Genomic DNA, 16,427 nt, shown 5'->3' on the forward strand with positions numbered 1-16,427 from the left:
GTAGAAATACGGGGCCATAGCTCAGCTGGGAGAGCGCCTGCCTTGCACGCAGGAGGTCAGCGGTTCGATCCCGCTTGGCTCCACCACTACTGCTTCGATTGTATAAAGCTTAGAAATGAGCATTCCATCGGTTCGATGGTGAATGTTGATTTCTAGTCTTTGACTAGTTCGTTCTTTAAAAATTTGGGTATGTGATAGAAAGATAGACTGAACGTTACTTTCACTGGTAACGGATCAGGCTAAGGTAAAATTTGTGAGTTGCTCTTAAGTGAGCAAGCGTACGAATTTTCGGCGAATGTCGTCTTCACAGTATAACCAGATTGCTTGGGGTTATATGGTCAAGTGAAGAAGCGCATACGGTGGATGCCTTGGCAGTCAGAGGCGATGAAAGACGTGGTAGCCTGCGAAAAGCTTCGGGGAGTCGGCAAACAGACTTTGATCCGGAGATGTCTGAATGGGGGAACCCAGCCATCATAAGATGGTTATCTTGTACTGAATACATAGGTGCAAGAGGCGAACCAGGGGAACTGAAACATCTAAGTACCCTGAGGAAAAGAAATCAACCGAGATTCCCTTAGTAGTGGCGAGCGAACGGGGACTAGCCCTTAAGCTTCTTTGATTTTAGCGGAACGCTCTGGAAAGTGCGGCCATAGTGGGTGATAGCCCTGTACGCGAAAGGATCTTAGAAGTGAAATCGAGTAGGACGGAGCACGAGAAACTTTGTCTGAATATGGGGGGACCATCCTCCAAGGCTAAATACTACTGACTGACCGATAGTGAACTAGTACCGTGAGGGAAAGGCGAAAAGAACCCCGGAGAGGGGAGTGAAATAGATCCTGAAACCGTATGCGTACAAGCAGTGGGAGCCCACTTTGTTGGGTGACTGCGTACCTTTTGTATAATGGGTCAGCGACTTATTTTCAGTGGCGAGCTTAACCGAATAGGGGAGGCGTAGCGAAAGCGAGTCTTAATAGGGCGTCTAGTCGCTGGGAATAGACCCGAAACCGGGCGATCTATCCATGGGCAGGTTGAAGGTTGGGTAACACTAACTGGAGGACCGAACCGACTACCGTTGAAAAGTTAGCGGATGACCTGTGGATCGGAGTGAAAGGCTAATCAAGCTCGGAGATAGCTGGTTCTCCTCGAAAGCTATTTAGGTAGCGCCTCATGTATCACTGTAGGGGGTAGAGCACTGTTTCGGCTAGGGGGTCATCCCGACTTACCAAACCGATGCAAACTCCGAATACCTACAAGTGCCGAGCATGGGAGACACACGGCGGGTGCTAACGTCCGTCGTGAAAAGGGAAACAACCCAGACCGTCAGCTAAGGTCCCAAAGTTATGGTTAAGTGGGAAACGATGTGGGAAGGCTTAGACAGCTAGGAGGTTGGCTTAGAAGCAGCCACCCTTTAAAGAAAGCGTAATAGCTCACTAGTCGAGTCGGCCTGCGCGGAAGATGTAACGGGGCTCAAACCATACACCGAAGCTACGGGTATCACTTAGGTGATGCGGTAGAGGAGCGTTCTGTAAGCCTGTGAAGGTGAGTTGAGAAGCTTGCTGGAGGTATCAGAAGTGCGAATGCTGACATGAGTAACGACAATGGGTGTGAAAAACACCCACGCCGAAAGACCAAGGTTTCCTGCGCAACGTTAATCGACGCAGGGTTAGTCGGTCCCTAAGGCGAGGCTGAAAAGCGTAGTCGATGGAAAACAGGTTAATATTCCTGTACTTCTGGTTATTGCGATGGAGGGACGGAGAAGGCTAGGCCAGCTTGGCGTTGGTTGTCCAAGTTTAAGGTGGTAGGCTGAAATCTTAGGTAAATCCGGGGTTTCAAGGCCGAGAGCTGATGACGAGTTACCCTTTGGGTGACGAAGTGGTTGATGCCATGCTTCCAAGAAAAGCTTCTAAGCTTCAGGTAACCAGGAACCGTACCCCAAACCGACACAGGTGGTTGGGTAGAGAATACCAAGGCGCTTGAGAGAACTCGGGTGAAGGAACTAGGCAAAATGGCACCGTAACTTCGGGAGAAGGTGCGCCGGTGAGGGTGAAGGACTTGCTCCGTAAGCTCATGCCGGTCGAAGATACCAGGCCGCTGCGACTGTTTATTAAAAACACAGCACTCTGCAAACACGAAAGTGGACGTATAGGGTGTGACGCCTGCCCGGTGCCGGAAGGTTAATTGATGGGGTTAGCTAACGCGAAGCTCTTGATCGAAGCCCCGGTAAACGGCGGCCGTAACTATAACGGTCCTAAGGTAGCGAAATTCCTTGTCGGGTAAGTTCCGACCTGCACGAATGGCGTAACGATGGCGGCGCTGTCTCCACCCGAGACTCAGTGAAATTGAAATCGCTGTGAAGATGCAGTGTATCCGCGGCTAGACGGAAAGACCCCGTGAACCTTTACTATAGCTTTGCACTGGACTTTGAATTTGCTTGTGTAGGATAGGTGGGAGGCTTTGAAGCGTGGACGCCAGTTCGCGTGGAGCCAACCTTGAAATACCACCCTGGCAACTTTGAGGTTCTAACTCAGGTCCGTTATCCGGATCGAGGACAGTGTATGGTGGGTAGTTTGACTGGGGCGGTCTCCTCCTAAAGAGTAACGGAGGAGTACGAAGGTGCGCTCAGACCGGTCGGAAATCGGTCGTAGAGTATAAAGGCAAAAGCGCGCTTGACTGCGAGACAGACACGTCGAGCAGGTACGAAAGTAGGTCTTAGTGATCCGGTGGTTCTGTATGGAAGGGCCATCGCTCAACGGATAAAAGGTACTCCGGGGATAACAGGCTGATACCGCCCAAGAGTTCATATCGACGGCGGTGTTTGGCACCTCGATGTCGGCTCATCACATCCTGGGGCTGAAGCCGGTCCCAAGGGTATGGCTGTTCGCCATTTAAAGTGGTACGCGAGCTGGGTTTAGAACGTCGTGAGACAGTTCGGTCCCTATCTGCCGTGGACGTTTGAGATTTGAGAGGGGCTGCTCCTAGTACGAGAGGACCGGAGTGGACGAACCTCTGGTGTTCCGGTTGTCACGCCAGTGGCATTGCCGGGTAGCTATGTTCGGGAAAGATAACCGCTGAAAGCATCTAAGCGGGAAACTTGCCTCAAGATGAGATCTCACTGGGACCTTGAGTCCCCTGAAGGGCCGTCGAAGACTACGACGTTGATAGGCAGGGTGTGTAAGCGCTGTGAGGCGTTGAGCTAACCTGTACTAATTGCCCGTGAGGCTTGACCATATAACACCCAAGCAATTTGTGAACTCGAAAGAGGCCAGATTGCGGTGTGTGAAGACGACACGAACCGAAAGTTCGAAGCTGCTCACAAAGCAACACACAAACTATCGCATACCCATTTGCTGGAACGTGACCGCAAGGCACGCGCCGGCTACCGAATTTCTTGACGACCATAGAGCATTGGAACCACCTGATCCCATCCCGAACTCAGCAGTGAAACGATGCATCGCCGATGGTAGTGTGGGGTTTCCCCATGTGAGAGTAGGTCATCGTCAAGATTAAATTCCGAAACCCCTATCTGCTGACGCAGGTAGGGGTTTTGTTTTGCCCGCAGGAAAGTTCTTACGATAAGCACGGACAGGTCCCAGCTGTCACAGCCCCCCGACAGTGCTAAGGTTCGGCCCTAGCTTTTGCATTTTCAAGGATGCCTTTCATGCCGGACGCAACGTCCCTTAACCCAGCTTTCATGGTGGTTCACGGGAATCGCCTTGATGAATTGCGCAGCCTGGTGATCAGCTTGATGCGGCGCTATCCGCTGGCCCCTCTTGAAAATGAAATCGCGTTGGTACAGAGCAACGGTATTGCTCAATGGCTCAAGCTGGCACTGGCTGAAGATCCACAAGACGATGATACTGGCGGCTGCGGTATTGCGGCTGCCATTGACGTGCAGTTGCCAGGCAGCTTCATGTGGCAACTTTATCGAACCGTCCTGGGCCGTGACGAGATTCCGGCCAAGTCCCTGCTGGATAAAGCTCCGCTGACCTGGCGGCTGATGCGCCTCCTGCCGCAGTTGATCGAGCAGCCTCATTTCGAGCCTCTACGACGATTCCTTACCCACGACACCGACTTACGCAAGCGCTACCAATTGTCCGAGCGCCTCGCCGATCTGTTCGACCAATACCAGGTATACCGGGCCGACTGGCTTGAAGATTGGGCGGAAGGTCGACACCAGACAAGAACCGTCCGCGGCGAAATGAAGGCGCTCGCGCCGGCAAATTGTTGGCAGGCCGAGCTTTGGCGAGCCTTGTTGCTGGACGTTGGAGAGAAAGGCATGGCTCAAAGCCGTGCAGGCGTTCACCAGCGCTACCTCGAGCGTATCAACAGCCTGGAAAGCGCTCCCCAAGGCCTGCCCGCGCGAGTGATAGTGTTCGGCATTTCTTCGCTACCGGCCCAAGCCCTTGAAGCGCTTGCCGGTCTGTCACGGTTTAGCCAGGTCCTGCTGTGTGTCCATAACCCATGCCGCCACCACTGGGCGGACATCGTGGCCGACAAGGATTTGTTGCGCCACCAATACAAGCGTCAGGCACGCAAGGCGGGCATGCCCGTCGTCCTTGATCCGCAAACCTTACATCAGCATGCCCATCCGTTATTGGCCGCCTGGGGCAAGCAGGGGCGCGACTATATCAACCTGCTCGACAGCTACGATGACCCCAACAGCTATCGCTCGGTATTTCGCGATGGACGAATCGACCTGTTCAGCGACGGGAATCCCACGACCCTCCTCAGTCAGTTGCAAGATGACATCCTTGAGTTGCGCCCTCTGAACGAAACCCGGGAACACTGGCCTGTCGTCGATACGGAGCAAGATAGGTCAATCCGTTTTCATGTTGCCCACAGCGCCCAGCGCGAAGTCGAAATTCTCCATGACCAGTTGCTGGCCCACTTCAGTGCGGATCTGACCTTGCGCCCGCGGGATATCATCGTCATGGTCCCGGACATCGACAGTTACGCGCCGCACATTCGCGCGGTGTTCGGCCAGCTCGATAGAACGGACCCGCGCTTCATTCCATTCACGTTGACCGACCAGGGCCAGCGCGGACGCGATCCGCTGCTGATCGCCGTCGAGCACCTGCTCAAGCTGCCTGACAGTCGCTTCCCCGTCAGCGAAATCCTCGATCTGCTGGATGTCCCGGCGTTACGTGAGCGTTTCGGAATCGATGAAGCCGACTTGCCTACGCTGCATCGTTGGATCGAGGGCGCTGGCATTCGCTGGGGCATGAGCGCCGAACATCGTGCCGGGTTGGGGTTGCCCGCAGAGCTTGAGCAGAACAGCTGGCATTTCGGACTGCGGCGCATGTTGCTGGGGTATGCCGTCGGCCGTTCGGATGCCTACGAGGGCATCGAACCCTATGACGAAATCGGCGGTTTGGATGCGGCATTGATCGGTCCTCTGGTCGCCTTGCTGGATGCGCTGGAAGTCGCCCATCAAGAACTGACCCAGCCGGCATCACCGCAGGAGTGGGGGTCGCGTCTGCACGATCTGACGCAGTTGTTTTTCCAGGCGAGCAACGAGCATGACGACTATCTGCTGGCCCAACTCGAAGACCTGCGTGAAACCTGGCTGGAAACCTGTGAGTCGGTTGGCCTGCAGGATGAACTGCCACTGACGGTGGTGCGTGAAGCCTGGCTGGCCGGGTTGGATCAAGGTCGGCTGTCCCAACGCTTCCTGGCCGGAGCGGTCAACTTCTGTACCTTGATGCCGATGCGCGCGATTCCCTTCAAGCTGGTGTGCTTGCTGGGGATGAATGACGGTGATTACCCGCGCGCGCAACCACCCCTGGATTTCGACCTCATGGGCAGCGATTATCGCCCGGGCGATCGCTCACGACGTGAGGATGACCGTTATCTGCTTTTGGAAGCGCTGCTGTCGGCCCGGGAGAAACTCTACATCAGTTGGGTCGGGCGCAGCATTCGCGACAACAGTGAACGGCCCGCATCGGTGTTGATTGGTCAACTGCGCGATCATCTTGCCAATGGATGGCAATTGGCAGATGGCAGCCAGGACCTTCTCGAGGCACTCACCCAGGAGCATCCTCTGCAACCGTTCAGCGCTCGCTATTTTCATCAGGGCGATGAGTTGTTCAGTTATGCCAGCGAATGGCGGATGCTTCACGATGCCCAGGACCAGGCCTCCCAATCCCAGGTGCTGGAACCCTACGTCCAGGAAGAACCCTTGGGCCTCGGTCAGTTGCAGGACTTCCTGCGCAATCCCGTCCGCCATTTCTTCAGCCAGCGACTCAAAGTATTTTTTGAAGCCATCGAAGCCCCCCTCGCTGATGACGAGCCATTCGTTCTTGATGCGCTTGAGCGTTACAGCCTGAGCGACAGCCTGCTCGAGGCCGCCCTGGTTCGCCTGGACCAATCGGATCTTGCCCTGGCCGCCCACGCCAAAAGACTCCAGAACAGCGGTCTGTTACCCATGGCCGGTTTCGGTGAGTGCATGCAGCGTGAATTGATCGAGCCCTTGCCTGATCTGCTCCAGCGTTACCAACAGCTTCTGGCGTTATGGCCCACGCCGCTTGTCAGCGCTGTGCCAGTCAGCCTGCAGTTGCAGGGTGTGAGCGTCGAAGGCTGGCTCAGTGGCCTGCACCAGCGCGCTGATGGTGCAGTCCTCGCCATCACGGCCATACCCAACAGCATCGGCTCCACCAAGACCCGTAAATGGCATCGGCTGATACGGCCCTGGGTCAACCATCTGGTGGCCTGCGCTAACGGCCTTTCAATGACGACGGCGCTGGTGGCCAGTGATGACAGCTTGCTGCTGGCTCCCTTTGAGGAAGATGTAGCGCAAAGGTTGCTCGGCGATCTATTGCAAGCCTGGCAAACCGGTATGCGCCAGCCGCTACCGGTCGCGGTGAAGACAGCCTTTGCCTGGCTTGGCCAGAGTGATCCGGCCAAAGCCGATGCCGCTGCTCGAAAAGCCTACGAAGGCGATGGGCAGACCACTGAAGGCGAGCGCCGGGAAAGTCCGGCCTTGGCTCGACAGTTTGCTGATTTCGATGCCTTGACGGCTGACGAAACATTCCCCGATTGGTGCGATGCGCTTTACCGCCCGCTGCTCGAAGCCCCATGGCGTTCATCGGCCGACGGGGAGGCACGTTCATGAGTCGGCAGACACCACTGGCCCTGGCCTTCCCGCTACGTGGCAGCCAATTGATCGAGGCCAGCGCCGGGACCGGCAAGACTTTCACCATTTCGGCCCTGTACCTGCGCCTGGTGTTGGGGCATGGCAGTTCGGCGACCGGGTTTGGCCGCGAGCTGCTTCCTCCGCAAATCCTCGTGGTGACGTTTACGGACGCGGCCACCAAAGAGTTGCGTGAACGGATCCGCACGCGCCTGGCCGAAGCCGCGCGTTTCTTTCGTGACGAGATTCCCGCCCCGGATTCGCTGATCGCAGCGTTGCGTGATGAATTCGACGCTGAGCAATGGCCTGGCTGCGCGAACCGGCTCGACATCGCCGCGCAATGGATGGACGAAGCGGCCGTCTCGACCATCCATAGCTGGTGTCAGCGCATGCTGCGTGAGCATGCTTTCGACAGCGGCAGCCTCTTTACCCAAACCCTGGAAACCGACCACAGCGAATTGCTCGGCGAGGTGCTGCGCGACTATTGGCGGCTGTTCTGCTACTCGATGCAAGGCGAAGCGCTGAATTGGGTCCGTGCTCATTGGGGCGGCCCGGCTGCGCTGTTGCCGCGAGTGAGAGGGTTGTTCTCCAGCGAGCGTGCCAACGGTGAGGGGCTTGAGCCAGCTGAACTCATCGCTGCCTCCCTGCAGGAGCGCAGTGCCGCCTTGCTCGACCTTAAGGCGCCGTGGCGGCAATGGGCCGTGGAGCTGCTGGAGATCTGCCAGCAAGGCGTCGCCAACAAGTGTGTCGACGGGCGCAAGATGCAGGCGCGCTACTTCGAGCCGTGGTTTCAGAAAATCACGGCCTGGGTGGAGGACGAAAGCCTCGAGTTGTTGGACATCGGCACCGGGTTCACTCGGCTGACTCCCGAAGGCATGGCCGAAGCCTGGAAAGGCGAAGTGCCCAACCATCCCGGGCTGGATGCCATGGCCGGTCTCAAGGCCAGCCTGGATGCCTTGCCTACTCCGGATGCCGCCGTACTGCAACATGCCGCGCAATGGGTCGGGGCACGCTTCGAGGCCGAGAAGCGGCGCCGCGCAGAGATGGGTTTCGACGACATGCTGCTGCGTCTCGACACGGCTTTGCAGGCCGACGGGGGAGAGCGTCTGGCCAGCCTGATCCGCGAGCAGTTTCCGGTGGCGCTGATCGATGAGTTCCAGGATACCGACCCGGTTCAATACCGGATCTTTGAAAGCATCTATCGCATCGAAGAGAACAACCCTGACACCGGGCTGTTCTTGATTGGTGATCCGAAGCAGGCGATTTACGCTTTTCGCGGTGCCGACATCTATACCTACCTGCGGGCTCGCGAAGCCACCACGGGCCGGCTGCATACGCTGGGGACCAATTTCCGCTCCAGCCACGCCATGGTTGGCGCCGTGAATCATATTTTCCATTACGCCGAATCGCGTCCGAAAGGGCGAGGGGCCTTTCTGTTCCGTGAATCATCGGGCGAGAACCCGGTGCCGTTCTTGCCTGTTGAGTCCCAAGGTCGTAAGGAGTCCCTGCGGATTGCAGGGCAAGCCGTTGCTGCATTGAATATCTGGCACCTGCCATCGGATCAACCCCTCTCCGGGGCGGTGTATCGCAAGTACATGGCAGCTACCTGCGCCAGTGAGATCACCGCGTTGCTCAATGGTGGCCAGTCGGGGCGCGATGGTTTTACGGTCGATGAAAAAGCGCTCCAAGGATTGCGCCCGGCGGACATCGCCATCCTGGTGCGCGACGGTAAAGAAGCGCAGGCCGTGCGGGATGAGTTGTCCGCACGGGGCGTGCGCAGTGTCTATCTGTCCGATAAGGATTCGGTCTTTGCCGCCCAGGAGGCGCGCGACTTGCTGACCTGGCTCAGGGCCTGCGCCGAGCCGGATGTCGAGCGACCGCTGCGGGCAGCATTGGCGAGCATTACTTTGAATCTGCCGCTGACCGAGCTGGAGCGTCTCAATCAGGATGAGCTGGCCTGGGAAGCGCGCGTCATGCAGTTCCGGGGTTATCGCACGGTTTGGCGCACCCAGGGGGTGCTGCCCATGTTGCGGCGCCTGTTGCATGATTTTGAGTTGCCCCAGGCCTTGATCGCGCGCAGCGATGGCGAGCGGGTGCTGACCAACTTGCTGCACCTTTGCGAACTGTTGCAACAAGCCGCCGGTGAGCTGGATGGCGAGCAAGCCTTGATTCGACATCTGTCCGAGCACCTGGCCCTGTCCGGGCAGGCGGGAGAAGAGCAAATCCTGCGACTGGAAAGCGATGAGCAGTTGGTCAAGGTGGTCACGATCCACAAGTCCAAGGGGCTTGAGTATCCGTTGGTGTTCCTGCCTTTCATCTGTTCGACGAAACCGGTGGACGGCAGCCGACTGCCGTTGCATTACCACGATGAGGGCAACAAGGCGCAGATCAGTCTCAAGCCCACCGCCGAGTTGATTGCCAAGGCCGATGACGAGCGTCTGGCCGAGGATCTACGACTTCTCTATGTGGCGCTGACCCGTGCACAGCATGCCTGCTGGCTGGGTGTCGCCGATCTCAAACGGGGCAACAACAACGGCTCGATCCTGCATTTGTCGGCACTGGGGTATCTGTTGGGCGGCGGTGCGCCGTTGGCCGAGTCGGTAGAGCTGCGGCGCTGGTTGGAAGATCTGCAGCAAGGCAGCGTCGCGGTGAGTTGCCAGGAGATGCCCCAGGCTACCGACGAGCGCTACCAGCCCCCACGCAACGAAGCGGTATTGCTCGAGCCCTTGATGCCCGTACGAAAAGCCAGCGAAAACTGGTGGATTGCGTCCTACAGCGCGCTGCGCATTGGGGAAAGCCTGAGTGAAGGCAGCGATGCCGCGCCAGAGAATCCCCAGGCCCAGAAATTGTTCGACGATGAACGGCTTGACCCGGACGCCCCGAGGGAAGTCATTGCCGTTGGCGGTGACATCCATCGCTTTCCCCGAGGTCCCAATCCCGGGACGTTCCTTCATGGCCTCCTGGAGTGGGCCGCCGGTGAAGGCTTTGCGGCTACGCCGTCGGCCATCGAGGATGCCATTGCCCGACGCTGCAACCGTAGAGGCTGGAAAGGCTGGATTCCCACCCTCAGCGACTGGCTGCAACACCTGATCAAAGTACCTTTGCACATCGGTAACGGCCAGGCGCCGGTGGTGTTCGAGCACTTGACCCAGTTTCAGGTCGAAATGGAATTCTGGTTCGCCAGCCATAAGGTCGATGTACTCAAGCTCGATCAACTGGTTTGCCGGTTCACCCAGGGTGGTGTCGCTCGTGTTGCTGCCGAGCCGGTGTTGCTCAACGGCATGTTCAAGGGATTCATCGATTTGACGTTCGAGCACGAGGGGCGCTACTACGTGGCCGATTACAAATCCAACTGGCTGGGTGTTGATGACATGGCCTATACCGTCCAGGCCATGGAACAGTCGATTCTGGAAAATCGCTACGACCTGCAATACGTGTTGTACCTGTTGGCGTTGCATCGTCAGCTCAAGGCGCGCCTGCCCGATTATGACTACGACCGGCATGTCGGTGGCGCTTTGTATCTGTTCCTTCGTGGTACCCGTGCAGCCAGTCAGGGTGTGTTCTTCACCAAGCCGCCACGAGCGTTGATCGAGCAATTGGATCGTCTGTTCCAAGGGGCGCCCGAGCCCAAGGCTGAGCCGGCGTGGGTACAGGGAGAGTTGCTATGAGTCGTTCTTTTGCCGACCTGCTCCCCCTCTCGTCCGATGATGAGGGCCTGGGTGACCTGGCGCCTTTGAGCCATGCCGATGATCTGCTGTTGCTGCTGACGCGTTGGGTCGAGCGCGGCTGGTTGCGTGCCCTGGACAAGGCATTTGTCGCGTTCCTTCATGAGCTGGCGCCCGACGATGATCCGCTGGTACTGCTCGCCGCGGCGCTCACCAGCCATCAACTGGGCCATGGGCATGTCTGCCTGGACCTGTTCGAAACCCTCAAGGAGCCGGACTTCGCCCTGTCGCTGCCCCCCGAGGGGGACTTGCAAACCGGCGTACTGCCGTCGCAAATACTGCGGAACCTGGACGGCGCTCATTGGTGCAAGGCCCTGGCTTCCAGCCGCCTGGTGGCCTTGGCGGTCGATGGCAGCGAGCAGGCACGGCAGCGCCCGTTGGTGCTGTCTGGCAAACGTCTTTATCTGCGCCGTTACTGGGCCTATGAACGACGGATCGATGAGGCGTTGCGTCAACGGCTTACCGAGCATGAGGTCGCGCCCGGTGACCTGCGTGAACGGCTGGACGGGTTGTTCGGACCGGCCAGCGGCGCCGGCCCCATCGATTGGCAGAAACTCGCCTGTGCCCTGGCGACTCGGGCGGGCTTCAGCATCGTTACTGGTGGCCCGGGCACAGGCAAGACCACTACCGTTGTACGCTTGCTAGCCTTGCTTCAGGCACCCGCCGTCGAGGCCGGCAAGCCACTGCGAATTCGCCTGGCCGCGCCCACGGGCAAGGCGGCGGCGCGCCTGACCGAGTCCATCAGCCAACAGGTCCGGACCCTGGATGTGGTCGAGGCCGTGCGCGAGCGGATTCCCTGCGAGGTGACCACGGTCCATCGTTTGCTGGGCAGTCGCCCCGGTACGCGTCATTTTCGTCACCATGCGGGCAATCGGCTGCCGTTGGATGTACTGGTGGTCGATGAAGCATCGATGATCGATCTGGAGATGATGGCCAACCTGCTGGATGCGCTGCCGGCTCATGCCCGACTGGTGTTGCTGGGGGATAAGGACCAGTTGGCCTCTGTGGAGGCGGGCGCGGTGCTGGGGGATTTGTGTCGAGACGCCGAGGAGGGCTGGTACAACCCACAGACTCGAGCCTGGCTTGAGTCGGTCAGCGGCGAAAACCTGACAGCCAGTGATCTGCAACAAGACCTCGACGGCACTCATCCCTTGGCCCAGCAAGTGGTCATGCTCAGGCATTCCCGCCGTTTCGGCGAGGGCAGTGGGATCGGCCAACTGGCCCGCTGGGTCAACCAGCAACAGCCGGAAAAAGCTCGTTGCTTACTGGCGGGCGGCCAACATGCCGACCTGTTTTCCCTGGCGTTGAAGGGCGAGCATGATGGGGCGCTGGAGCGTTTGGTGCTTGAAGGTCAGCCACAGGGGCCGCAGGGGTATGGGCATTACTTGAGCCTGCTTCGGCAGCGCCGTCCGACTAGCTCGCGTCCACTGGAGGACAGCTGCTGGGCCGATTGGGCGCGGGACGTCCTGTCGGCGTTCGACGAATTCCAATTGCTCTGCGCCGTTCGCAAAGGCCCCTGGGGCGTCGAAGGGCTGAACCAGCGAATCACCGCAGCACTGCTCAAGGCCCGCCTGATCGATAGCGATCATCAGTGGTACGAAGGGCGCCCGGTCTTGATGACCCGCAACGACTATGGGTTGGGGTTGATGAACGGCGATATCGGTATTGCCCTCAAGTTGCCCGAACGGGAAGGGCCGGATGCGAGCAAACAGGTGCTGCGCGTGGCTTTCCCGCGCAACGACGGCCAGGGTGGTGTGCGTTTCGTCCTGCCCAGCCGCCTGACGGATGTGGAAACCGTGTATGCCATGACGGTGCACAAATCCCAGGGCTCGGAATTCACTCACACGGCTTTGATTCTCCCGGATGCGCTGAATCCGGTGTTGACCAAGGAACTGGTGTACACCGCTATTACCCGGGGCAAGCAATGGTTCAGCCTGATAGAACCGCGAGCGGGGGTATTCGAGGAGGCGGTCCAGCGCAAGGTCAAGCGCTTGAGTGGGTTGATGCTGGAACTGGAACAGGCTGACTGAATCATCAGTGTTGGTGATTCATTGCCCTGATCGCGGTTTTTCCTGTATCGCCCGCAAGTCTATGGAACACGCTGTCTCGCTGGCTTTTTGGCACTGTGCTATCGTTCCGGCACTTAACGCTTGGATCAAGAGATTTCCATGGAAGTGCCTGTACGGGAGGCAGTGCGCAGCAAGGGCTGGAGGCATTTTCTGCTTGCCGGCCTTCTGTGTTTACTGTCGCCCATCGTCGTTGCCCAGGATCAGGCATCCACAACCCAGGCCGAGCAGCGCGCTGAAGCGGTGACTCAGGTTGTATTGGGAATTCTTAGCTACGCGCGCTGGCCTGTGGAACCGACACAATTGCAACTGTGTATCGTCGGGCCGACCCAATACACCGACGACCTGGTCAAGGGCACAACACAGGCCACTGGACGGCCGGTGAGCGTGCAACGGCTACTGGCCGATCATCCCGATATCGCCACTGACTGCAACGCCGTCTACATTGGCAGGCTGACCAGCGACGAGCGCTCCCGGCTGTTCGCCTCCCTGATCGGCCAGCCTGTGCTGAGCATCAGCGAAGGCGGCGACCAGTGCACGGTGGGTAGTCTGTTTTGTCTGCGGGTCGGCGATGAACAGGTTTCGTTCGAGGTCAATCTCGACTCGGTAGCGCGCAGCGGCGTACGTATCCATCCGAGCGTCCTGCAGCTCTCCCGTCGCAGGCCGCCAGCACCATGAGCCTGTCCAAATCCCGGATCCGTCCCACCTTGGGTTCGGTCATCGGTCGCGGCCACCTGATCGTCGCATTGGTGGCAATCACCATGGCCAGTGTTTCCCTGACCCTGCTCGGCGTGCTTGCATTGCGGGTCTATGCCGACCACAACCTGCACCTGATCGCCCGCTCGATCAACTACACCGTGGAAGCGGCCGTGGTGTTCGATGACGCAGCGGCGGCCACCGAAGCGCTGGCCTTGATTGCCTCCACCGAGGAAGTCGCCGATGCCCAGGTATTCAATGAGCACGGCCGCTTGTTGGCGCGCTGGCAGCGTCCGGAAACCGGATTATTGTCAGAGTTGGAAATGCACATCGCCAAGGCGTTTTTGGAAAAACCCATCAGCCTGCCGATCGTGCATCAAGGAGAGAGCATCGGCAGCATTGTGCTGGCGGGGCATGGCGGTAGCCTGTTTCGCTTTTTGCTCAGCGGTCTGGCAGGGATCATTTTGTGCACGGCGGTGAGCGCCTGGGTGGCGTTGTATCTGGCGCGGCGTCAGTTGCGGGCGATCACCGGGCCGTTGCGCAGCCTGGCCGAGGTGGCCCACGCGGCCCGCAGCGAGCGTGCCCTCGACCGGCGCGTGCCGCCGGCTGCCATCGCCGAACTGGATAATCTGGGCAATGACTTCAACGCCCTGCTCGACGAATTGGAATCCTGGCAGACCCACCTGCAAAGCGAGAACGAAACCCTGGCTCACCAAGCCAGTCACGACAGCCTGACCGGGTTGCCAAACCGGGCGTTCTTCGAAGGCCGGTTGATCCGTGCCTTGCGCAATGCCAGCAAACACGATGAGCAAGTGGCGGTGCTGTACCTGGACAGTGATCGGTTCAAGGGCATCAATGATAATTTCGGCCACGCGGCCGGTGATGCGGTGCTGACGGCGGTGGCGACGCGGGTCAGGGCGCAGTTGCGTGAGGATGACCTGGTGGCGCGTCTGGGAGGCGACGAATTCGCCGTGCTGCTGACACCGCTGCACAGCACCGACGATGCCGAGCGTATCGCCGAGAAAATCATCGCCAGCATGGAGATGCCGATTCAATTGCCGGGCAATGCCTCAGTCCTGACGTCCCTCAGTATCGGCATTGCCGTTTACCCCGATCATGGCGCCACTCCGGGCGCCTTGCTCAATGCCGCCGACGCGGCGATGTACCAAGCCAAACGCCTCGCTCGAGGCGGCCAACACACGGCGGAGTTGGAACATTCCGCCGTTGATCTTCAAACCAGGAGCTGACGCGTGCGTGTATATCCCCAACGTTTCCTGCAGCGGTTCGCTGCAGTTCTGTTTATCGCCGTCCTGGCCCTGACCGGTTGCCAGACGGCACCGCAGAAAGGGCTTACCCCGGCGCAAATTGCCGTACTCAAGCAGCAAGGGTTCGAATTGACTGACGAAGGCTGGGCCTTCGGTCTGTCGGGCAAGGTGCTGTTTGGCAGCGATGTGGAAAACCTGAACCCGGCCAGCACCGAAATCGTCGAGCGCATCGGCAAGGCGCTGTTGCTGGCCGGCATCGAGCGGGTGCGGATCGATGGACATACCGACGCGTCGGGCTCTCAAGCCTATAACGAACAACTGTCGATACGTCGGGCCAACAGCGTGAGCAAGGTATTGATCGGTGTAGGCATGCGCGAAGAAAACGTTCAGTCGCGCGGCCTCGGCAGCAGCAGGCCGGTCGCCTCCAACGACACGGTCGACGGGCGTACCGAAAACCGTCGCGTCGCCATCGTGGTCATCGCCGACTAATCGGCGAACACCATTTCCCGGCTATCCCCCATCAGCAGCGGTTGGTTCTGTTCAGTCACCTGGCGGATGTAATCCCACAACAACGTAATCCGCTTGAGCTTTCTCAAGTCCTCCCGGCAGTACATCCAGAACTGCCGGGTGACGGTGATCTCCTCCGGCAACACCGGCAGCAGGCGGGGATCCTGGGCGGCGAGGAAGCACGGCAGGATGGCCAGTGACCGCCCTTGCTGCGCCGCCACGAATTGAGCGATCACGCTGGTGCTGCGCAGATGCGCGTTGGCGCCGGGCAGTACGTTAGCCAGGTAGAGCAGCTCGGAGCTGAACGCCAGGTCGTCCACATAGCTGATGAACGAATGCTTGCTCAGGTCTGCCGGTCGCTGGATGGGCGGGTGACTGTCCAGGTAGTGCTGGGTGGCGTAGAGCTGTAGCCGGTAGTCACACAATTTGCAGCACACGTACGGGCCATGTTCGGGGCGTTCGAGGGCGATGACGATGTCGGCTTCGCGCTTGGACAGGCTGATGAAGTGCGGCAGCGGCAGGATGTCCACCGAAATGGCTGGGTAGGCATCGACGAAGTGGCTCAATTGCGGGGTGATGAAGAAGCTGCCGAAACCTTCGGTACAGCCCATGCGCACGTGGCCGGACAGTGCGACCCCCGAGCCTGAAACCTGTTCGCAGGCCATGTGCAGGGTACTTTCGATCGACTCGGCGTAACCCAGCAAGCGCTGGCCTTCAGCGGTCAGGATAAAACCGTTGGTCCGGGATTTTTCGAACAGCAGCGTGCCCAACGAAGCTTCCAGCGAGCTGATGCGTCGCGACACCGTGGTGTAGTCGACGGCCAGGCGCTTGGCCGCCGTGCTGGCCTTGCGGGTGCGGGCCACTTCAAGGAAGAACTTGAGGTCGTCCCAATTCAGCGACCCCAGGGAGGTGATGTTTTTTTGCATGATGGACCGGTTTTTATGTGCGTTCTTATTAGAAGTTTGCACATCTATACTCCAAAAACCGTCTCATCACCAAGGCGTCTGTGCGCCTTGGTCTCTGCTGAACCAGCGCGCTC

General features: G+C 58.9%; 7 protein-coding genes, 1 tRNA gene and 2 rRNA genes. 9 read left to right on the top strand and 1 reads right to left on the bottom strand.

Translation table 11 applies throughout. The features are described from left to right. The first annotated feature begins 10 nt into the window (after nucleotides 1-10). The 9 genes from QNH97_RS03160 (at nucleotide 11) to yfiB (ending at nucleotide 15,370) form a co-directional block, all read left to right on the top strand. Nucleotides 11-86: transfer RNA gene (locus tag QNH97_RS03160), tRNA-Ala, on the top strand. 250 nt (nucleotides 87-336) lie between these two features. Continuing rightward, nucleotides 337-3,228 (top strand): 23S ribosomal RNA (locus QNH97_RS03165). Between the two features lie 159 nt (nucleotides 3,229-3,387). After that, nucleotides 3,388-3,503: ribosomal RNA gene (rrf, locus tag QNH97_RS03170) — 5S ribosomal RNA — on the top strand. Nucleotides 3,504-3,658: 155 nt separating this feature from the next. After that, on the top strand, nucleotides 3,659-7,111 hold the full coding sequence (recC, locus tag QNH97_RS03175; RefSeq protein WP_283555565.1) for an exodeoxyribonuclease V subunit gamma: 3,453 nt from the start codon (nucleotides 3,659-3,661) through the stop codon (nucleotides 7,109-7,111). Beyond that, the gene (recB, locus tag QNH97_RS03180) at nucleotides 7,108-10,797 is read left to right on the top strand and encodes an exodeoxyribonuclease V subunit beta (protein ID WP_283555566.1); all 3,690 of its coding nucleotides are present in this window, start codon (nucleotides 7,108-7,110) and stop codon (nucleotides 10,795-10,797) included. The genes recC and recB overlap by 4 nt, the downstream gene beginning before the upstream one ends. Next, a complete protein-coding gene (gene recD, locus QNH97_RS03185) occupies nucleotides 10,794-12,884 on the top strand; it encodes an exodeoxyribonuclease V subunit alpha (protein WP_283555567.1) in 2,091 nt (696 codons plus the stop codon). The genes recB and recD overlap by 4 nt, the downstream gene beginning before the upstream one ends. Before the next feature lie 138 nt (nucleotides 12,885-13,022). Next, nucleotides 13,023-13,598 carry a regulatory sequestration protein YfiR gene (yfiR, locus tag QNH97_RS03190; RefSeq protein ID WP_283555568.1) on the top strand — a complete coding sequence of 192 codons (576 nt, stop codon included), beginning with the start codon at nucleotides 13,023-13,025 and terminating at the stop codon, nucleotides 13,596-13,598. Further along, nucleotides 13,595-14,863 carry a diguanylate cyclase DgcN/YfiN gene (dgcN, locus tag QNH97_RS03195; protein WP_283555569.1) on the top strand — a complete coding sequence of 423 codons (1,269 nt, stop codon included), beginning with the start codon at nucleotides 13,595-13,597 and terminating at the stop codon, nucleotides 14,861-14,863. Before yfiR ends, dgcN begins: the two co-directional genes overlap by 4 nt. A gap of 3 nt (nucleotides 14,864-14,866) precedes the next feature. After that, the gene (gene yfiB, locus QNH97_RS03200; protein ID WP_283555570.1) at nucleotides 14,867-15,370 is read left to right on the top strand and encodes an outer membrane lipoprotein YfiB; all 504 of its coding nucleotides are present in this window, start codon (nucleotides 14,867-14,869) and stop codon (nucleotides 15,368-15,370) included. On the opposite strand, the gene QNH97_RS03205 is transcribed toward yfiB, so the two are convergent. Then, entirely contained in the window at nucleotides 15,367-16,314 is a 948-nt protein-coding gene (locus tag QNH97_RS03205; protein WP_123417360.1) for a LysR family transcriptional regulator, read from the bottom strand. The genes yfiB and QNH97_RS03205 overlap by 4 nt on opposite strands. Nucleotides 16,315-16,427 lie beyond the last annotated feature (113 nt).

The organism is Pseudomonas sp. G2-4 (genome assembly GCF_030064125.1).
Taxonomy (GTDB): domain Bacteria; phylum Pseudomonadota; class Gammaproteobacteria; order Pseudomonadales; family Pseudomonadaceae; genus Aquipseudomonas.